A 20,374-nucleotide genomic window follows, 5' to 3' on the forward strand; every position below is an offset into this window, starting at 1 on the left:
ATTAAATAGATTGAACCCGAGGATCTTCCGATGCGTTTCGATTTCGCGCCAATCGCCGGCGGGCTCGGCGTTCGCAACAGCTTCCGCCCGAGCGAGGCAGCCGCCCAATGGTTTGGGGCAGGGCTCGGCAAGCGGCTGCGACGGCCGCTGATGCTTGCGCTGCCGATGGCGGTGGCCGTGGTCGGTGCATTCATCTATCTGGCGCAGGAGCAATATGTCTCGACCGACGACGCCTTTGTGCGTGCCGCCAAGGTGACCATCAACGCGCGCGTTTCCGGCCAGGCGGTCGAGATAGCCGTGCGTGACAACGAGCGCGTCCGGCGGGGGCAGGTGCTGTTTCGCATCGACCCGGAGCCTTATCAAATTGCCGTCGACCAGGCCGAGGCGCGCCTCGGAAGTGCGCGGCTCCAGATCGAATCCCTCAAGGCGACCCACCGTCAGCAGCAGGCGGAGCTGCAGTCGGCCAAAGAGACGGCTACGTTCGACGAGCACGAATTCGACCGCAAGAGGATGCTGGTTGCCTCCGACTTCACGCCACGCGCGGTCTATGAACGGGCCGAGACGGATCTCAAGGTCGCTCGCCAGCGCGTGGCGTCGGTCGAGCAGCAGATCGCCACCACGATCGTCGCACTCAACGGCGAGCTTGAGGGTGATGTCGATCGCCATCCGGCAGTCCGCGCAGCCAAGGCACAATTCGACCGTGCGCGGCTGGATCTCTCCTACGCCACCGTGACGGCGCCGGACGACGGCATCGTGACCAAGGTCGACGATCTCCAGATTGGTGGCTTCGTCAATGCCGGGGCACCGACGTTCTCGTTGCTGTCGAGCCGGCACGTCTGGGTCGAGGCGAATTTTCGCGAGACCGGTCTCACTCATATGCGCCCTGGCCAGGAGGCGACGATCGACGTCGATGCCTATCTCGATCGCAAGTTCAAGGCACACATCGTCAGCATGAGTCCGGGGACCGGCTCGGACTTCTCGCTCCTGCCGCCCGAGAATGCGACGGGAAACTGGGTCAAGGTCGTCCAGCGATTGCCGGTGCGCTTGGAACTCGACGATCTCGATCCAAACCGGCCGTTGTTCTCAGGCATCAGCGTGACGGCGCGGGTCGATACAGGCCATCGCCGCAGCTGGGCGCATCTGCTCCAACCGGCGCTTGCGATGGAGGGCAAATGAGTACGCCCCTCCCATCGTCCACGGCGCCCGGCGGTCATCACGCGATCGCCGCGGCCGCCCTCATGGCGACCTACATGCAGGCCGTCAACATCTCGATACCGAACGCGGCGCTACCCCATATTCAGGCGACGCTCTCGATGGCCAATGACGAGGTCGGTTGGGTGTTTTCCTCGTATATCGCGGCGAGCGCCGTGACCATGTCGATCACGCAATGGCTGGCGGGACGCTACGGTCGGAAGGTAGTCTATCAGGCCGCCGTCACGATCTTCGTGTTGGGTCTCGCGCTCGACACGCTGGCGACGACGTCGATTCAGTTCGTGCTGGCGCGATCCTCCAGGGCGCGGCGAGCGGACCGCTGGCACCGCTCTCGCTGGCGATCCTGCTCGAGGCGACATCGCCGGTGCGACATGCGCGCATGAGCCTGGCGTGGACCGTCTGCTCCCTACTCGGCATCAGCAGCGGCCCGGCCATTGGCGGCAGGCTCAGCGAATATTACGGCTGGCCCTCGATCTTCTATTTCAGCCTGCCGATGACGGGCTTCATTTTCCTGACGATGGCTCAGCTGCTCCGCGAGAAGCGGGCGGAGCGGAGCCGGTCCTTCGACTTCTTCGGTCTGACGACGTTCTCCGTCGGCATGATCGGGTTGCAGATGTTGCTCGACCGCGGGGAGCGCCTCGAATGGTTCGCCTCGACGGAAATCTGGATCGAGGCGGGCGCCTCCGTGCTCGGCTTCTATCTCTTCATCGTGCACGTCATGACGACAAAGGAGCACTTTCTCCGCACGGCGCTGTTCAGGGACCGCAATCTCGTGCTCTCGACGGTCATCTCCTTCGCGCTTGGCTTCGTGCTGCTGCCGACCCTGGCCTTGACGTCCCCGATGCTGGAGGAATTGCTCAACTACCCCGTCGACACCACCGGATACATGACCGTTCCTCGCGGCGTCGCGCTGGTGGGGGCGCTGGTGCTGACGAGCCTGGTCCCGGCGCAGATCGACTACCGGCCGTTCCTCGTGGGTGGAATGACGCTGGTGGTCTATGCCAACTGGCTGATGCTTGGCTATTCACCGGAGATGGATTGGCGGCCGGTCGTCGAGGCCGGCCTGCTCCAGGGAGCGGGTCTCGGCATGTTGCTGCCCGCGCTCGCCAGGGCCGCGTTCGGCACGCTCGATCCGAAGCTCCGCCCGGAAGGCAGCGCGCTGATCAACCTGTCGCGCCTCTATGGCAGCACAATTGGCATCGCGGTCGTCCAGCTCTTCTTCTACGCCAACACGCAGGCTGTGCATGTCGCACTCGCAAAGAACCTCACGCCCTATCGTGTCGCCGCTTACGTCGGGGGCTCGGTCGGCAAGCCGGGTCTTGCGGCCCTCAACGGCATGGTCACGCGTCAGGCGGCGACCGTCGCGGTCATCGACCAGTTCGAGATCCTGATGTTCGCCATGCTCGTCATGATTCCGCTCGTGTTTTTTCTCCGTAAGCCGCGGCCTACCGGTTAACGCCTGGAGTCATGGAATGACATCGCATCGTCAATTTCGAACACCTCGTCCCTTACTTTTGAGGGAGCTGAGGGCAAACAAAGGAGCATCAGCATGACAACGTCGGATTCGCTTCGTTATACGAGAATTCCAACTCATCAATCCGGGACGATTCCCGCGGTGGGATTTGGCACGCTCATTCCGGATCCGCTCGTGACCAGGCGGGCCACCAAGGCTGCATTGGAGGCCGGATTTCGACATCTTGATTGCGCGGAGCGCTATCGCAACGAAGAGGCGGTCGGCGATGCGCTGCGGGAGGCATTCAAGGCGGGGACGCTTCAGCGCAAGGACCTGTTCGTTACGACGAAGCTATGGAACACCAATCATCGGCCGGAACGGGTCAGGCCTGCCTTCGACGGCAGTCGCCGGCGGCTGCAACTCGACGAGATCGATTGCTACATCATCCATACGCCCTTTGCCTTTCAACCCGGCGACGAGCAGGACCCGAGGGATGAGCACGGTCGGGTCATCTATGATTCAGGGGTTACGCTGGCGGAGACATGGGGGGCGCTGGAGCGCCTCGTCGACGAGGGGCACTGCAAGTCGATCGGTCTGTCGGACATCACCCTGGACAAGCTGCGCGAGATCGTTTCGATCGCGCGGATCAGGCCCGCCATGGTGCAAGTCGAATCGCATCCGTATCTTCCCGAATGGGACCTGCTCGACTTCTGTCGAGAGCACGGGATTGTCTTGCAGGCGTTTGCAGCGCTGGGACACGCCATGAAGCCGAACGTGCTAGCCGATCCGGTGATCACTGCCATCGCGGAGCGCTTGCACAGGACGCCGGCTCAAATTGCGCTGGCGTGGGCCCTCCAGCGCGGCACCGCTTTCCTGACGACTTCGACCAATTCCCGGCGCATCCAGGAAAACTTCGATATTTCGGCCTTGCCCGATGACGCCATGCGAGAGATGAGGGACCAGATTACGACAAACATCAGGTTCAACACGGTCGTCAAGACCGGCGTGCCCGGATTCATTCTGCGGGCCGGATGAATCGGCGCCGGTCAGCCGACTCGTCAAGCCCGGAGCTGCTCGATCAGATCGTGGGCGCTGCGGATCTCGGTAATGCCGGCGCCCTCGGTGAACGGCCCGCATGCGCGTTGCAGAATTGCCAAGGCCTCCGCGCTCTGGCCGGCCCCGATCATGTACCGCGCCAGGCTGACCGCGCTTCGCAGCTCCCAGAAACGGGCGCCTTGCTGGACGGCAATGTCCATGGCCTCGCGAAAGCGCGCCTCGGCATCCTCTGAATGCCGGGCGTTCCTGAGCATCAACTCTCCCTTGATGCGGATCAGCTCCGGCAGATACCAGAGCTCCTGCCGGTCGTTGCAGCGGGTCAGGACATCCTCGATCACGTCGAGCCCGCGATCGACCTGGTCGGCCTCTCCGGAACACGCGGCGAGCTCGCCGAGCAAGGGCAGAAAGCGCGGCAGGAAGCGCGCATCGCCGGCGCGATTGAGCTCCTCGCGCAGCAGCGGCAGGCCGGTCGTGACGTCGCCGCGCCTGACCATGACTGCGGCGTTGAAGGCCCGTGCCCACAGGCCCCACAGCCGGATGGCGTGGCGCTCGGTGTGTTCGAGCAGCTCGATGCCGTGACGCTCGGCGGCGTCGAAATCGCCGGACCAGAAGGCGATCGGGCAGGCGGCTTGTCCGAGCACGCTGCAGAATGTCAGCGCGTGGCCGTTGGCGCGGCCTTCCTCGATGTTTCTGGCGGTGAGGGCCTGAGCCTGATCGGCCAGACCCTGAAGCCACAGGATGCGAGCTCGAAAATATTGCGTCGATATTCTCAGATCGAGCGGGAAGATTTTCGGCTTCTCCGCCAACACATGCAACGATGCATTGACCCGGTCGATGCGCAGCCGAGCCTCGTTCTGATCCCCGAGATAATGCAGCGCGACGGCCATCAGCCGGTCGCCCAGCATGACATCGGTCCTGTCGGGCGAGTTCGCGGCTGCGTTCGCAAAGCGATCGGCGAGCGCACGGGCCTTGCCGAACTGTCCGTTATTGAACTGGTCGATGCACAAGCCCCAGAGCGCGCGCAGCCGGAAATCCTTGTCGTCGAGCCTGTCAGCCAGCTCGAGGGTCGTCTCGAGGATCGGCCGCGCCTCGCGCGCGCGGCCCTCGCCATACATCAGCGACCATCCGAGCGCCGACAGCAGCTGCATGCGGATGCGGTCGTCGTCGGCGGTGTCTCCGAGCGCCGCGAGCGCCGTTCTGCTGCGCTCACGGCATTCCGCGAACAGCGAAAGACGCACCCACAGCGTGACTGCGGCCGACGTCAGCGCGATCCCGAGTTTCGGCTCGCCGTCGGGCCCGAAGGCCCAGTCCAACGCCGCGCGCACATTGTCCAGCTCCGCGCCATACATGCTCAGCCATTCGGGCAGCGGCGTCGAAATATCGGCCTCCGCGCGCTGGAATAAATCGCGAAAATGCTCGGCATGACGCCGCGCGAACTGCCCGGCTTCGCCGAGCTCGTTGAGTTTTCCGTATGCATAGGTGCGCGTGGTGTCGAGCAGCCGATAGCGCAGCGTCCGCGAGCCGGACGGCGAAATCAGAGACTTGGTCACCAGGCTGTCGATTGCTTCGAGGGTCTCGGAGGCGTTGAGGCCGTCACCCGACGCGACCGCCGCAGCCGCCTCCGGCGCGAAAGGCCCGGCGAAGACCGACAGGCGTCGCAGCGTTGCGCTCTCCGCGGCAGGCAGAAGGTCGTAGCTCCAGTCGAGCGCCGCAGCGAGTGTCTGGTGCCGCGGCACGGCGGTGCGTCGGCCGCGCCATTGCAGCGAAAAGCGGCTGTCGAGCAGGGATGCCGTGCCGGCGATGCCGTAAGCATTGACGCGGCCCGCCGCGAGCTCGATTGCCAGCGCGATGCCGTCGAGGCGCCGGCAGATGCTCGCGACGAGGGGGCCTCTTCCGCGCTGAGCTGGAACGGGCCCGAGCTCTGCGCAATGCGCTCCACAAAGAGCTGAGCCGCAGGGTAGGCAAGGACCTCGTCGACAGCAAGCCCTTCGCGCTCGGGCGGACAGTCCAGCGGGAACAGCCGGAAAATTCGCTCGCCTTCGCTCCGGAACGACTCGCGGCTGGTTGCGAGAACACGAAGCTGCGGTGCTTCGCGAACGATGCGCTCGACCAGCGGCGCCAAATGATCCAGCACATGTTCGCAACCGTCGAAGATCAGCAGGGCCGGGTCGGTCTTCAGAAACGTCAGCAGGGCCGGCGTCGGATCCTCCGCGCTGATGGTCAGTCCGAGCGCCGAAGCAATGGTGGTCGCGATGTGACTGGCATCCCTCAGCGGACCGAAATCGACAAAGAAGACTCGCCCGCCGAAATCCTGGGAGCGGCGATGCCCGACGGTGACGGCGACCGAGGTCTTGCCGATGCCGCCCGGGCCGACGACGGTCATGAAGCGATAGAGCGAAAGTCCGTTCGAGATCTTCTCGATGACACCTTCCCGGCCGACCATCCTGGTGAGCTGAGCGGGCAAGGAGCGGGGAGGGGCGCTTTCGGCCGGGAGCGGGGCGGCCGGAGGAGCTGCTTGAGCGAACGAGGCGACAAAGCAATAGCCGCGGCCGGGCACGTTGACGACGTAACGCGCCGACTTGCCGGTGTCGCCGAGCGCCTTGCGTAGCGCTGCGACATGGAAGCGCAGGCTACCCTCGTCGACATTGACGCCGGCCCAGATGCGCTTGACCAGCTCTCTCTTGTCGACCACTTCTCCGGGGCGTCCGGCAAGGAAGATGAGAATGTCGAGCGCGCGGCCGCCGACATGAAGCGGCGAGCCCTCCTTCTCCAAGAGCCGGGACTTCGGAAACAGTCGAAATGGCCCAAAGGAAATGGCCGAATCTTCGCTACGATCTGGCACGCGCCATCGCCCCCTCGAAGGGAGTCAAAAGGTATTACTTTCTGATCTAACAGAACGAGGCGTACAGTAAACCGGTCGAAAGCAGTGGGCAGGGCTCACAGCCCTGCGCGGACGGATGGCTCGCCGAAATAATGCTTGTGAAATAAAGAGTTAGGCCGACATGACAATGCGATGACGCCGGGGCACGGCCGGATGGAGCATTGACTGTGATGCCGGATTGCTGCGATGGCATGGTCCGGGAGCCGGTCCCGCCACCACATTGACTGCCGACTTCCGGAATTTCCAGCATGGCCTCTTTCACGCGGCGACAATTGGTGCACGCGTTGTCGGGCGCAGCGGCGCTCGCCGCGCTTCCCCGCAACGGACAAGCCGCCGACTATCCGTCTCGTCCCATTCGCCTGGTGATTCCCTACGGAGCCGGCGGATCGGGTGACCAGATCGCGCGCCCCTGGGTGGACAGGATGCCGTCGCTGCTCGGGCCGACCTTCGTCGAATATATCGGCGGCGCGGGCGGCGCCATCGGGACCGCGGCGGTCGCGCGCGAGGAGCCCGACGGCTATTCGCTGCTGCTCGGCAACGGCAGCACGCAGGTCATCATTCCCATGACGGCGGCAAATCCCGGATATTCCGTTGGCGATTTCCGCGCCATCTACCGGCTGATCAACAGCGCGCTGGTTTTCGCCGTCAATCCTTCGGTGCCTGCCGCAAACCTGCGCGAGTTGATCACCTATGCGAAAGCCAATCCAGGAAAGCTGTCCTATGGCACGCCGGGGATCGCCACCGGAAACCATCTGGTCGGCGAATCCTTCAAGCAGCAGGCCGGCGCGCTGGACATCGTCCACGTGCCCTATCGCGGCATCGCGCAGGCGACCAACGACCTCGTCAGCGGCCAGATATCGCTCGTCATTGCCGTCATGTCCGTTCAATTGCAGCAGCTGGCCCAAGCGGGAAGAGTCAGGCTGCTTGCGGTCACCACCGAAACGCGGCTGAGCGGCGCGCCGGAGATCCCGACCGCCGTCGAATCCGGCATGCCCGGCATCCGGTATGAGGGATGGTTCGGTCTGTTCGCACCCAAGGACACCGACGATGCGATCATCGACCGGATCGCGCAGGCGACGCGGCTCGCCATGGCCGATAGGGCGCTTCTGGCGAGCTATCGCGCCCAGGGCATGGAGCCGGACAACGATTCAAGCCCGGACAAATTCCAGCGCATCGTCGAGGCCACATCCGCAAGCCTCGCGCCCCTGATCAAATCGATCGGGCTGATCAATTTGTGAAGCCGCTCAGGCATCGGCGCGCGTGACAATGCGCGCCGTCAGCGTGACGAGGCCCATCAGCGCGGTCAGGAGCCAGAACGCCACCGGCAATCCGCCAAGACGTGCGATGAAGCCGACACCGGCGGGGCCCACGAGAACGCCGGCGTAGCCGGCGGTCGTGATTGCCGCGACGGCGAGGCCCGTTGGCATCACCTTCTGCCTCGCCGCTCGGCGGAACAGCACCGGCACGAGGTTGGATGCGCCGAGGCCGATGAGTAGGAAGCCGCCTATGGCGACCGCCACGACGGGAGCGGTGAGCAGGACCACGAAACCCGCGATCGCAATCAGGCTGCCCCAGAACAATGTCGTGCGGTCTCCGATGCGCGCGACGACGGCGTCGCCGCCGAGCCGCCCAATCGTCATCGCGACCGAGAACACGATGTAGCCGATCCCGCCTTGCGCTTCGGAAACGAGACCCGCGCCGATGACGAGCAACGCGCCCCAATCGAGCATCGCGCCTTCGACGAGGAAGGTGATGGCGCAAAGCAGCGCGAGCAGGAGCACGGCGCCATGCGGCAGCACGAACAGCGGTCCTTCCTGCACCTGCACGGAGCGAAGCAGCCGCGGCCAGGCCCCAAGCATCGCGATCAGCATCAGGACGGAGCAGATCAGCGTGCAAGCGAGCGCGCCGAGTTGCAGCGAGAGCAGTGCGGTCATGAGCGCGGCCCCGGCGAAGCCGCCGATACTGAACAGCGCGTGGAAGCCGGACATCAGCGGACGTCCCGCGGCGCGCTCCACCTCAACCGCGTGGATGTTCATGGCGACATCGATGGAGCCGAGCGCGGCGCCGAATGCGAGGAGTGCCAGCGCCAGCATCGCGGGCGAGTTCGCGATTGTCAGCAGAGGCAGGACCAGGGCAAGACCGATCCCGCCCGCCATGATGATCGGCTTGCTGCCATAGCGCGCACTCAGCACGCCGGTCAGAAGCATCGCGACGACCGAGCCGATGCCGAGGCTGAGCAGGAGCAGTCCGAGGATGCCGTCGTCGACGGCGAGCCGCGCCTTCGCGAACGGCACCAGTGGTGCCCAACACGCCATGCCGAAACCCGCGACGAGGAAGGCAAGTCTGGTCGCAAGGCGTGTCGCTGGCCTGTCGGCAGAAGACATGGGAACTCCGGGAAGGGGAATCAGGGCAGGGGCAATCGACAAGCCCCGCAATTGTCGCGTCTTTATGTCCGCGGCGGACTCGGATTGTCGCAGGCGGCCCCCGGGCGGCCGCAAGCGGACACCAGGCCTTTTGGCTCGTCACCGGCATCTCGGCGCGCCGGTGGGCTGCGCCGTCGGGCGAAACACCTTGACAGCCCGACCCGCACCGGTGTCAAGCCGCACTGATGAAAATATTCCGCTTTACCGAAATTCGGAAACGGCGTATGTGTTGGCCATCCCGGCTCATCCTTGAGGGGCGATCTTGTGGTCGTCATGTTCGCGAGCCGGGCTTGCGGTGGACGCGGCAGCGTTCGGGTGCGAGAGGCCAAGGGCAGGGCGGATTGCTCTCCGTGAGCCCAAGGCTTCGTGCCGACGAGCGGCGCTGCTAGGCTTCGTCTCGTCTGTAAGTTTCCGGCTCCGTCGACAGGGCTGGGAATACTGCGGCGAAATGGCGGGCCGTGCGTACGGCAAAACCGTGTGGTCCTGGCCGTCGTTGCTACGGTCAAGCCCTGGCGAATGCGGCATCTGCGTCAACCGGCGCGGTGCCGGTGACTTTCGTTGGGGCGAGGGAGGCCAAAGAGAACTCGGCTCCCGGGAGAGCACGGCATAAGCCGTCCAACCATCGCGCAGGGAAGGCCGAGTGATTGGCTACACCTGTATGCTGCTGTGCGGTTTTCCTGCGTGTGCTTTTCGCGCAGCGGACCGCGGGTGCCAGCCGGCACCCGGCCTTCCCTGCGCCCTCTTGGACAAGAGGGTGAAGCGACGAAGCAAAGCTCGGGCGAAACACGCCGCGAGGATGCGAAGCTGTGTCTGTAATCGTTCTAGCCGCCGAGTATCCGCTGGCAAGCGTCGACAAACACCTGGGCGCCGGTGACGATGTCGACGTCGGCGGTGTTCTCGGTCCAGTGATGACTGATGCCGCCGATCGACGGTACGAACAGCATGCCCGCGGGCATGATTGTCGCCAGCATCTGCGCGTCGTGGCCGGCGCCGCTGGGCATGCGGATGGACCGTCCGCCGGCCAGGGCCTTGCTCGCGGCTTCGATCGCGTCCTGGATGCCCGCGTTCATCATGGCCGGCGCACCGGTGCGCAGTTTGTCCACGGTGACGGTGCAGGGGCCGTTCGCGCTGACCTCGTCCGCCATGCTCCGCAGCAGTTCTTCCAGCCGTGCGACGACGGAAGGATCGTCGTCGCGGATCTGGAACAGCATTTCGGCCGCACCCGGAATGATGCTCGGTGCGCCCGGATCGAGCGTGATGCGGCCGGTGGTCCAGACCGTGCGCAGGCCGCAGCTCTCGGGGAAACGCTCGTCGATCGCGACGCAGAACTTTGCCAGCGCCAGCCCGGCATCCTTCCGTGCAGCCATGCGGGTCGTGCCGGCGTGATTCTGTTCACCGACGAAATTGATCTGGTATTGCCAGATGCCGACGATGGAGGTGACGACGCCGATCGCAAGGCGACCGCTTTCGAGCGTGTCGCCCTGCTCGATATGGGCTTCCAGATATCCGACGTGCCGGCCCGGCTCGGCGGCGATGCGTGGTCGTCCTGCGAGCCCCATGTCGGCAAGTGCGGCCCGCATGGTGCGGCCGCTGGTGCGGTCGCGTGCGGCATCGATGTCGGTCTCGGTCAATTGGCCGACATAGGAGCGCGAACCGAGAAAGTGTCCAAAGTGTCCTTCCTCGTCGCACCAGGCGGCAACCTCGACCGCGCCTTCGAGCGAGGGATCGGCATTGAGCACGCGGGCCGCTTCGAGCGCGTAGACGACCCCGAGCGGGCCGTCGAGCCAGCCGGCGTAGTTCTGGCTTTCGAGGTGCGATCCCGCGAGCAGCTTGGGTCCCGACTTTGCGCTGGTGCCAAAGACATTGCCGATGCCGTCGATCGCGGCGGAGAGGCCTGCGTCGGGCAGCTTCTGCACCAGCCAATCCAGCGAAAGCTTGTGCGGCTCGGAGAAGGTCGGCTTGTGCACGCCGGTCTTGTACGCGCCAATGGCACGGAGCGCATTGAGATCGGCGAGAACGCGCTCGCCGTTTGCGCGTGAAAAGGTGTTAGGCATGCTCGGCAACCTTCAACGCCTCGGTGCGGATCTGCTCGACCAGCCGTTCCTTCAACTGCACAAATTCGGGCGTGGTCTTGATCTTGTAGGAGCGCGGATGCGGCAGGTCCACATTGATCTCGGCCTTGATGCGGCCGGGACGCGCGCTCATGACGATGACGCGGCTGCCGAGGAAGATCGCTTCCTCGATGTCGTGGGTCACGAACAGCACGGTCTTCTGGTCGCGCTCCCAGATCCCGAGCAGCATTTCCTGCATCAGGGCTCTCGTCTGGTTGTCGAGCGCGCCGAAGGGCTCGTCGAGCAGCAGGATCTTGGGATCATTGGCGAGCGCGCGCGCGATCGCGGTGCGCTGCTGCATGCCGCCGGAGAGCTGCTTTGGCCAATGGTTCTCAAAGCCGGACAAACCGACCTGGCGGATGAAGGCATCGGCGACCTTGTTTCGCTCCACCTCGGGCACGCCGCGCTCGCGAAGGCCGAAGGCGATGTTCTCGCGCACCGTCAGCCAGGGAAACAGCGTGTAGGACTGGAACACCATGCCGCGGTCGGCGCCCGGGCCAGTCACCTCGCGTCCGTCGAGCACCACACGTCCGCCGGTCGGGCGATCGAGGCCGGCGACGATGCGAAGCAGCGTGGACTTGCCGCAGCCGGAAGGGCCGAGGATGGTGACGAAGTCGTTGTTGCCGATCACAAGGTCGGTCGGCTCCAGCGCCCTCGTTGGCGCGTTGCCGTGGCGCGCGGGAAAAGTTCGCGAGACCTGTTCGATCTTGAGGATCGTCATGCGAGCCTCCAGGGAAACAGCCAGGCGTTGAACGCCTTGAACAGGAAGTCCGAGACGAGGCCGATCAGCCCGATCACGATGATGCCGAAGATGATCTGGCCGGTGTTGAGCAGCGCCTGGCTGTCGGTGATCATGTGGCCGATGCCGGAGGAGGAGCCGATCAGTTCGGCGACGATGACATAGGTCCAGGCCCAGCCCAGCACCAGCCGCAGGATCTCGGCGATCTCCGGCGCGGAAGAGGGCAACAGCACGCGGCGGATGATGCCGCGGTCGCTGGCTCCCAGCGTATAGGCCGCCTCGACCAGGTCGCGCCGCGTGGTGCCGACGGTCACCGCGATCATCAGGATGATCTGGAACACCGAGCCGATGAAGATGACGAGCAGCTTCTGCAGCTCGCCGATGCCTGCCCACAGGATCAGGAGGGGAATGAAGGCGGAGGCCGGCAAATAGCGCGCAAAGGAAACGAACGGTTCGAGGAAGGCCTCGACCGGCTTGTACGCGCCCATCAGCACGCCGAACGGCACCGCGATGATTGCGGCCAGCACGAAGCCGCCGACGACGCGCCAAATCGTCATGCCGATGTCGAACAGGAAGCCCTGTTTGATGATCAGATCGACGCCTTCCTGCACCATGGTCAGCGGGTTGGCGAGGAACACCTTCGACACATGGCCGCCGAAGGTCGCCCAGGACCAGAGGGCTACGAACACCACGAAGAACGCAAGGCCGTAAGCCACGCGCTGCCTTGACGTCACGGGATCGAGGGGACGCATCAAACTGTCTATCCGGGCGGTGAACAAGTTTGCCGGCCCCGCGGCGAGACGGGGCCGGCGGCTCCTGGGAGATTTACTTGATATAGCTGGCGTCGAAGAGATCCTCGACCTTCGGCGCGGCCTTGATGATCCCGATCTCGAGCAGGAGGTCGGCGGCCTCCTTGTTGAAGGTCAGGAAATCGCCGGCGAAGAATTTCTGGTTAGCGGCCTTGTCCTGCCAGCGCAGATATTTTGCCGAGTTGCCGAACGCCTCGCCGCTCTGCTTCACGTCGGCACCCATGATCTCGTAGGCCTTGGCCTGGTCCTTGGCGATCATGTCGAGGGCCTCGAAATAGCTGTCGGCGAGCGCCTTGGCGGCCTTCGGGTTCTCGGTGAGGAATTTCGGCGTGCAGCCGAACGTGTCCATGACCATCGGATAGTCGAGCGTGGTCGCGATGATCTTGCCCTTGTCGGGGGCGGCACGAACCGTCGACAGATACGGCTCATAGGTCATCGCGGCATCGTTCTGGCCGGAGACAAAGGCCTGTGCCGCCGCCGCCGGCTCGAGGTTCACGACAGTGACGTCCTTCACCGACAAGCCGTTCTTCTTGAGCATCCAGGCCAGCGCGAAATAGGGCGAGGTACCGGGCGCGGAAGCAGCAACCGTCTTGCCCTTCAGATCCTTGATCGCGGCAAGCTCGTTGCGCACGGCCATGCCGTCGGCGCCGTAGCTCTTGTCGAGCTGGAAGATCTGCTTGGTCGCGACGCCGTTGGCGTTCCAGGAGATCCAGGTCTCCACGGTGGTCGCCGCGCACTGGACGTCGCCGGACGCGATCGCGAGATGGCGATCCTTCTGCGGAATCTTCTTGATGGTGACGTCGAGGCCGTTCTTCTTGAAAATGCCGGCTTCCTTCGCCAGCGTCAGCGGCGCGAACCCGGTCCATCCGGAGATGCCGACGCCGACCTTGACGTCGTCGGCGAGCACGGGGGTGGAGACCGCAAGTGCAATGACTGCCGCAAATACTTTCGAACTACGCATGATTGTCGTCCTCTTGCCGATCGATGGATTGACGTCCTGTTGATCTTGGTCGGTCCTCATGGACCGTTGCCCGAAACGTTGCACGATTTGTGCCGACATCGTCCTCTCAGCCTCCCTTGAATCGGGCGACAAGGCGGTGAGAGTCACCGGGATAGAGCAGCCGCACGGCGGTGATCGTGCGTGCGCTGCGCCAGGTATAGCGGTCGATCACGAGGCAGGGCGCGCCGACGGCGATGTCGAGCGCTTCGGCCGTGCGATCGTCCGCAACGATAGCGCTGATCGTATGCTCTGCCTCTGTCCATGGAACATGGTGAAGCAGCCATGAGCCGGGTGGCTCACGCGAAAAATCTGCGGCCGCCGCATCCGGCACCGACGCGAGATCGATCAGCCTGTCCTCGACGGCGAAAGGCACGTTGTCGGCGCTGTGGCGGCAGGTGATCGCGACCACCTTGCCGGCCTTCTTGACACCGAGGCGGTCACGGTCGGCCGCAGTCGCGGCGCGGAGCTTGCGGCCGATCAGCTCGTAGCCGTAATCGCGCCCGAGCGCGGTGATCTCGGCGCGCATGTCGGCGATCTTGAGCACAGCGGATTGATGTTGCGGGCGTCGCACGAAGGAGCCGGCACGTCGCCGCCGCTCGATCAGGTCGGCTTGCGCGAGCTCCGACAGCGCCTTGTTCACGGTCATGCGCGAGCAGCCGTAACGCGCCACCAGTTCGTGCTCGAACGGGATGCGATGCCCGGGCGGCCACTCGCCGGTCAGAATGCGCTTCTCGATATCGGCGCGGATCCGCTTGTAGAGCGTCGGCTTGTCGCCGGCATCTGTGGCGAGGCTCATGCGACGAGCCTCCGCACCGATGCGTTGAAGTGTTCGCGCGCGGCCTGGCGCAGTCTGTGCCGCCCGTCTTCGACGACCTTGTCGCCGCCGGCCCAGACGCAATCGATCGCGCCGTTGCCCCCAGCGAAGATCCAGCCGTCGATGGCGGCATCGCGCGCGCGCCCCGCCAGCGAGGGATGCGTGATGTCGAGCGTGACGATGTCGGCGCGTGCACCTGGCGTCAGACCGACTGACATCTGGGCTAGTGCCCGCGCACCGCCTGCAAGCGCATGATCGAACAGGGCGCGTCCCGTCGAGCGGCCTGCGCCGGCAGAGAGCACGTTGCGTTCACGGTGCTTGAGCCGTTGGCCATATTCGAGCTGACGCAGCTCGTCGGCGACGCCGACCAGCACATTGGAATCCGTGCCGACGCCAAAGGCACCGCCGGCACCGACGAATTCGCGCGCCGGGAAAATGCCATCACCAAGGCTTGCCTCGGTGATGGGGCAGAGGCCGGCGACCGCGCCGGTCCTAGCGAAGGCGCGGACTTCCTCGTCCGTGGTGTGGGTGGCGTGAATGAGGCACCAGCGTTGATCGACGGGTGCGTGCTCCAGCAACCATTGCACCGGACGTCGTCCGGACCACGCCAGGCAATCCTCGACTTCCTTCATCTGCTCGGCGGCATGAATGTGCACCGGGCCGCCCTCCGCGAGTGGAATGATCGGTGCAAGCTCGGCCGGCGTCACCGCGCGCAAACTGTGCGGCGCGATGCCGATATTCGCGCCCGGCAGTCGTTCAATCGCCTTGCGCGAGGCAGCCATCAGTGCGGAAAATTGATCAACCGTACAGATGAAGCGGCGCTGGCCGGCATGCGGTGCTGCGCCCCCAAATGAGCCATGCGCATAAAAACTCGGCAGCAGCGTCAGCGCAATACCCGAAGCTTCGGCGGCCTGCGCGATGCGTGCGGCCATTTCGCCGATGTCGGCGTAGGGCGAGCCGTCGCGATCATGATGCAGATAATGGAATTCGCCGACGCGGGTAAAACCCTGCTCCAACATCTCGACATAAAGCAGTGTCGCGACCGCTGCGACGTCGTCAGGCGTCATCGCCAGCGCGAAGCGGTACATCGTCTCGCGCCAGGTCCAGAAGGTGTCGGTGCTATCGCCGCGCAGTTCCGCGAGACCCGCCATGCCGCGCTGGAAAGCGTGGCTGTGCAGGCTCGCAAGTCCCGGAAACGCGATGTCGTGGCGTTCGTCGCCGGAGACCGGGGCCATGCCCGGCGTCACCTCGGCGATCGCGCCGGCGGTGATCACCACCTGCACGTCATTGGCCCAGCCCGAGGGAAGGAGCGCGGAGGCGAAATGCAGTCGTGTCATGTTTCCATGCCGGCTGGACAGAACCGCGACACGATTATATGTCTAGACATATAAGTCAAGCATCCCACGCGAAGGGACAGTTGCATGGCAGAACGCTTCGACCGGATCTGGCATAACGCCCGGCTCGCCACGATGCGGGCCGATGGTCCCGATCTCGGTGAGATCGAGCACGGCGTGATCGCCGCGCGCGGCGGCCGTATCGCTTATGCGGGTTCGCAGACCGATTTTCCGGCGAGCGCCGATGCGGCCGACCGGATCGATTGCGGAGGGCGCTGGATCACGCCCGGTCTCGTCGACTGTCACACCCATCTGGTCTATGGCGGTAACCGCGCCCATGAGTTCGAGCTGCGCCTGAAGGGCGCGAGCTACGAAGAGATCGCGCGCGCCGGCGGCGGTATCGTCTCGACAGTGGCCGCGACGCGCAAGGCAAGCGAGGCCGAGCTCGTAGCACACGCGCTGCCGCGGCTCGATGCGCTGATTGCCGAGGGTGCCACCACGGTCGAGATCAAGTCCGGCTACGGCTTGGACACCGAGACCGAGATGCGGCAGCTGGCCGCCGCGCGAAGCCTGGGCCGTCAGCGGCCGGTCGCGATCCGCACGTCGTTTCTCGGCGCGCATGCGCTGCCGCCAGAGGCCGATGGCGACAAGGATCGCTACATCGATCTCGTCTGCAGGGAGATGTTGCCGGCGGTCGCGAAGGCGGGCCTCGCCGATGCCGTCGATGCCTTCATGGAGGGGATCGCATTTTCCGGCGAGCAGACGGGGCGGGTGTTCGAGACGGCGAGGCGGCTCGGACTTCCGGTTAAGCTGCATGCTGACCAGCTCTCGAACCTCGGCGGGGCTGCGCTCGCCGCAAAATTCTCGGCGCTCTCGGCCGATCACCTCGAGCACACCGACGAAGCCGGTGCAGCGGCGATAGCTAAGGCCGGAACGGTGGCCGTGCTGCTGCCCGGCGCCTTCTACTTCATCCGCGAGACGCAAAAACCGCCGGTCGAGGCGTTCCGCAAGCACGGCGTTGCCATGGCGCTCGCGACCGACTGCAATCCGGGCAGCTCGCCGCTGACCTCGCTGCTGCTCGCCATGAACATGGGCGCGACGCTGTTCCGGATGAATGTGGCCGAGTGCCTTGTGGGTGTCACCCGCGAAGGCGCGCGAGCGCTCGGCGTGCTCAATGATACCGGCACGTTAGAGGCCGGCAAATGGTGCGACCTTGCGATCTGGGACATCGATCGCCCCGCCGAGCTGGTGTACCGTATCGGCTTCAATCCGCTTCACCGCCGGGTGTGGAGGGGACAGTGATGGAGGAGAGCGCAGCGATCGTCGTCAAGCCGGGAACGGTTAGCCTCGACGATCTCGCGCGCGTGCTCGAAGGCGCATCTGTCGTTCTCGATCCCTCGTTCTGGCCGCGCGTCGACGCGGCCGCGGGGATCGTTGCAAGGGCTGCGCGAGCCGACGTCCCCGTGTACGGGATCAACACCGGCTTCGGGAAGCTGGCGTCGAAGCGGATTCCACCTGACCAGACCGCGCTGCTCCAGCGCAATCTCATCGTCTCGCATTGCTGCGGCGTCGGTGCGGCGACGCCCGAGCCGATTGTCCGGCTGATGATGGCGCTGAAGATCATCTCGCTCGGGCGCGGTGCTTCCGGCGTGCGCCGCGAGGTGATCGAGCAGCTGCAGGCCATGCTGGCGCGGCGCGTCTCACCGCTGGTGCCGCAGCAGGGTTCGGTCGGTGCTTCTGGCGATCTCGCGCCGCTCGCGCATATGACCGCTGTGATGATCGGCGAAGGACAGGCGTTCGTCGACGGCAAGAGCGTATCAGGCAGCGACGCGCTCGCCGCAGCCGGCCTACCGCCACTGACGCTCGGTCCCAAGGAAGGGCTCGCGCTGATCAACGGCACGCAATTCTCCACTGCCTACGCCGTCTCCGGCGTGCTGCGCGCATTTCGCCTGGCCCGCGCCGCGCTCGTCACCGGCGCGCTGTCGGTCGATGCCGCGATGGCTTCGACGGCGCCGTTCCGCCCCGAAATCCAGGCGCTGCGCGGCCATTCGGGACAGATCGCGGCCGCGGCAACCTTGATGGCGCTGCTCGACGGCAGCGACATCCGCCTGTCGCATCTCGAAGGCGACGAGCGCGTGCAGGACCCCTATTGCCTGCGCTGCCAGCCGCAGGTCGCAGGCGCGGCGCTCGACCTGATCCTGCAGGCGGCGCGGACGCTGATTATCGAGGCCAATGCCGTCACCGATAATCCGCTTGTCCTGGTCGAGACCGGCGAGATCGTCTCCGGCGGCAACTTCCATGCCGAACCGGTGGCTTTTGCCGCGGATACCATCGCGCTGGCGCTGTCGGAAATCGGTGCGATCAGCGAGCGGCGCATCGCGACGCTGGTCGATCCCGCGCTCAATTTCGGCCTGCCGCCGTTCCTCACTCCCGATCCCGGTATCAATTCCGGCTTCATGATCGCCGAGGTGACGGCGGCCGCACTCTATGCCGAGAACAAGCAGCGCGCGGCCGTGTGCTCGATCGATTCGACGCCGACCAGCGCCAACCAGGAAGACCATGTCTCGATGGCCGCGCATGCTGCACGGCGCCTGTCTGACATGGCGGACAATCTCGCCACCATCCTGGGCATTGAGCTGCTGGTCGCCGCCCAAGGCATCACGCTGCGCGCGCCGCATGCGACCAGCGCGCCGCTCGCCGCCGTCATCGCCGCACTGCGCGAGCAGGTGCCGCAGCTCGGCGCCGACCGCTACATGGCCGGCGATCTCGCCAGGGCTGCAGCGCTGGTCGAAGCCGACGCGCTGCCGGCTGCGGCGCTCGCCGTACTGTCAACTGACCCGTTTCCGACACTTGCCTGACGAGGTGTTCCGCATGAACCGCCGACTGGACAACGACCGCACCATCCGCGCGCCCCGCGGCAGCGAAATCAGCGCCAAGAGCTGGTTGACCGAAGCTCCCTTGCGCATGCTCATGAACAATCTCGATCCCGACGTTGCAGAACGTCCGAGCGAGCTCGTCGTCTATGGCGGCATCGGCCGCGCCGCGCGCGACTGGGAGAGCTTTGACCGGATCGTTGCTTCGCTGCGCGAGCTCGAGGACGACCAGACGCTGCTGGTCCAGTCCGGCAAGCCGGTTGGCGTGTTCCGCACTCATGCCGACGCGCCGCGCGTCCTGATCGCGAATTCCAACATCGTGCCGCACTGGGCGACGCTCGATCATTTCAACGAGCTCGATCGCAAGGGCCTGATGATGTACGGCCAGATGACGGCGGGTTCCTGGATCTATATCGGCAGCCAGGGCATCGTGCAGGGCACCTACGAAACCTTCGTTGAAGTTGGCCGCCGCCACTATGGCGGCAGCCTCGCCGGCAAATGGATTCTGACGGCCGGTCTCGGCGGCATGGGCGGCGCGCAGCCGCTGGCTGCGACCATGGCCGGGGCCTCGATGCTGGCGGTCGAATGCCAGCCGAGCCGCATCGAGATGCGTCTGCGCACCGGGTATCTCGATCGCCAGGCCGCAACGCTGGACGAGGCGCTTGCGATCATGGCCGACGCAGCGAAGACGAAGAAGGCGGTCTCGGTCGGCCTGCTCGGCAATGCCGCGGAGATTTTTCCCGAGCTGGTCCGCCGTGGCGTCAGGCCCGACATCGTCACCGATCAGACCAGCGCGCACGATCCGATCAACGGCTATTTGCCGAAGGGCTGGACGCTCGCCGAGTGGGAAGCCAAGCGCGCTGCCGACCCCAAGGCCGTGGAGCGCGCCTCGAAGACCTCGATGGTTGAGCACGTCCAGGCCATGCTGGATTTCCATGCACTGGGCATTCCGACCCTCGACTATGGCAACAATATTCGCCAGATGGCGCAGGACATGGGCCTGAAGAATGCCTTCGATTTTCCCGGCTTCGTTCCCGCCTATATCCGTCCCTTGTTCTGCCGCGGCGTCGGGCCGTTCCGCTGGGCCGCGCTGTCGGGCGATCCCGAGGACATCTTCAAGACCGACGCCAAGGTCAAGGAGCTGATGCCTGACGACAAGCATCTGCACAATTGGCTCGACATGGCCAGGGAGCGCATCAAGTTCCAGGGCCTGCCGGCGCGGATCTGCTGGGTCGGGCTCGGCGATCGCGATCGCCTGGGCCTTGCCTTCAATGAGATGGTGGCGCGCGGCGAATTGAAGGCACCCATCGTGATTGGCCGCGATCATCTCGACAGCGGTTCAGTGGCGAGCCCCAACCGCGAAACCGAAGCGATGAAGGACGGGTCGGACGCTGTGTCCGACTGGCCCTTGCTCAACGCCCTGCTCAATTGCGCCAGCGGCGCGACCTGGGTGTCGCTGCATCACGGTGGCGGCGTCGGCATCGGCTATTCCCAGCATGCCGGCATGGTGATCGTCGCCGACGGTACGCCGGAAGCGGCGAAGCGGATCGCGCGCGTGCTCTGGAACGACCCTGCCAGCGGCGTCATGCGCCACGCCGACGCGGGCTACGACACCGCGATCGACTGCGCCCGCGACAAAGGGCTCGACCTGCCGAGCCTGCGCTAGGCG

General features: G+C 65.2%; 13 protein-coding genes and 2 pseudogenes. 7 read left to right on the top strand and 8 right to left on the bottom strand.

Annotated elements, in window-relative coordinates; genetic code table 11:
• Positions 1-30: 30 nt before the first annotated feature.
• The 3 genes and pseudogenes from AB3L03_RS27835 (at position 31) to AB3L03_RS27845 (ending at position 3,700) form a co-directional block, all read left to right on the top strand.
• Complete coding sequence (locus AB3L03_RS27835) at positions 31-1,176, top strand: HlyD family secretion protein (protein ID WP_368507348.1); 1,146 nt, start codon at positions 31-33, stop codon at positions 1,174-1,176.
• Positions 1,177-1,250: 74 nt separating this feature from the next.
• Positions 1,251-2,668 (top strand): annotated as a pseudogene (locus tag AB3L03_RS27840) (MDR family MFS transporter).
• A gap of 93 nt (positions 2,669-2,761) precedes the next feature.
• Positions 2,762-3,700 carry an aldo/keto reductase gene (locus tag AB3L03_RS27845; RefSeq protein ID WP_368507349.1) on the top strand — a complete coding sequence of 313 codons (939 nt, stop codon included), beginning with the start codon at positions 2,762-2,764 and terminating at the stop codon, positions 3,698-3,700.
• Positions 3,701-3,723: 23 nt separating this feature from the next.
• Here AB3L03_RS27845 and AB3L03_RS27850 read toward each other — a convergent pair.
• Positions 3,724-6,563, bottom strand: a pseudogene (locus AB3L03_RS27850) (winged helix-turn-helix domain-containing protein).
• A 287-nt stretch (positions 6,564-6,850) separates the two neighbouring features.
• Between AB3L03_RS27850 and AB3L03_RS27855 the strand changes: the two are divergent.
• Positions 6,851-7,840, top strand: a complete 990-nt coding sequence (locus AB3L03_RS27855) for a tripartite tricarboxylate transporter substrate binding protein (protein ID WP_085349002.1) — start codon at positions 6,851-6,853, stop codon at positions 7,838-7,840.
• Between the two features lie 6 nt (positions 7,841-7,846).
• On the opposite strand, the gene AB3L03_RS27860 is transcribed toward AB3L03_RS27855, so the two are convergent.
• The 7 genes from AB3L03_RS27860 to AB3L03_RS27890 form a co-directional block, all read right to left on the bottom strand.
• Positions 7,847-8,986 (bottom strand): MFS transporter, encoded by a 1,140-nt coding sequence (locus tag AB3L03_RS27860; protein WP_026234004.1) that lies wholly within the window; start codon positions 8,984-8,986, stop codon positions 7,847-7,849.
• 860 nt (positions 8,987-9,846) lie between these two features.
• Positions 9,847-11,079, bottom strand: a complete 1,233-nt coding sequence (locus AB3L03_RS27865; RefSeq protein ID WP_085350549.1) for a Zn-dependent hydrolase — start codon at positions 11,077-11,079, stop codon at positions 9,847-9,849.
• The gene (locus tag AB3L03_RS27870) at positions 11,072-11,857 is read right to left on the bottom strand and encodes an ABC transporter ATP-binding protein (RefSeq protein WP_162496351.1); all 786 of its coding nucleotides are present in this window, start codon (positions 11,855-11,857) and stop codon (positions 11,072-11,074) included. The genes AB3L03_RS27865 and AB3L03_RS27870 overlap by 8 nt, the downstream gene beginning before the upstream one ends.
• Positions 11,854-12,627, bottom strand: a complete 774-nt coding sequence (locus AB3L03_RS27875; RefSeq protein WP_007601313.1) for an ABC transporter permease — start codon at positions 12,625-12,627, stop codon at positions 11,854-11,856. The genes AB3L03_RS27870 and AB3L03_RS27875 overlap by 4 nt, the downstream gene beginning before the upstream one ends.
• A gap of 73 nt (positions 12,628-12,700) precedes the next feature.
• On the bottom strand, positions 12,701-13,645 hold the full coding sequence (locus AB3L03_RS27880; RefSeq protein WP_026234003.1) for an ABC transporter substrate-binding protein: 945 nt from the start codon (positions 13,643-13,645) through the stop codon (positions 12,701-12,703).
• A gap of 106 nt (positions 13,646-13,751) precedes the next feature.
• A complete protein-coding gene (hutC, locus tag AB3L03_RS27885) occupies positions 13,752-14,480 on the bottom strand; it encodes a histidine utilization repressor (protein WP_085350550.1) in 729 nt (242 codons plus the stop codon).
• Positions 14,477-15,835, bottom strand: a complete 1,359-nt coding sequence (locus AB3L03_RS27890; RefSeq protein WP_368507350.1) for a formimidoylglutamate deiminase — start codon at positions 15,833-15,835, stop codon at positions 14,477-14,479. The genes hutC and AB3L03_RS27890 overlap by 4 nt, the downstream gene beginning before the upstream one ends.
• Before the next feature lie 84 nt (positions 15,836-15,919).
• Between AB3L03_RS27890 and hutI the strand changes: the two genes are divergently transcribed.
• From hutI to hutU, 3 genes are read left to right on the top strand one after another with little or no spacing between them, the layout of a single operon-like run.
• The gene (hutI, locus tag AB3L03_RS27895; RefSeq protein ID WP_018460326.1) at positions 15,920-17,134 is read left to right on the top strand and encodes an imidazolonepropionase; all 1,215 of its coding nucleotides are present in this window, start codon (positions 15,920-15,922) and stop codon (positions 17,132-17,134) included.
• Complete coding sequence (hutH, locus tag AB3L03_RS27900; RefSeq protein WP_368507351.1) at positions 17,131-18,690, top strand: histidine ammonia-lyase; 1,560 nt, start codon at positions 17,131-17,133, stop codon at positions 18,688-18,690. The genes hutI and hutH overlap by 4 nt, the downstream gene beginning before the upstream one ends.
• Positions 18,691-18,703: 13 nt before the next feature.
• Positions 18,704-20,371 (top strand): urocanate hydratase, encoded by a 1,668-nt coding sequence (gene hutU, locus AB3L03_RS27905; RefSeq protein ID WP_026234001.1) that lies wholly within the window; start codon positions 18,704-18,706, stop codon positions 20,369-20,371.
• The last annotated feature ends 3 nt before the right edge of the window (positions 20,372-20,374 follow it).

The organism is Bradyrhizobium lupini (assembly GCF_040939785.1).
Classification (GTDB): domain Bacteria; phylum Pseudomonadota; class Alphaproteobacteria; order Rhizobiales; family Xanthobacteraceae; genus Bradyrhizobium; species Bradyrhizobium canariense_D.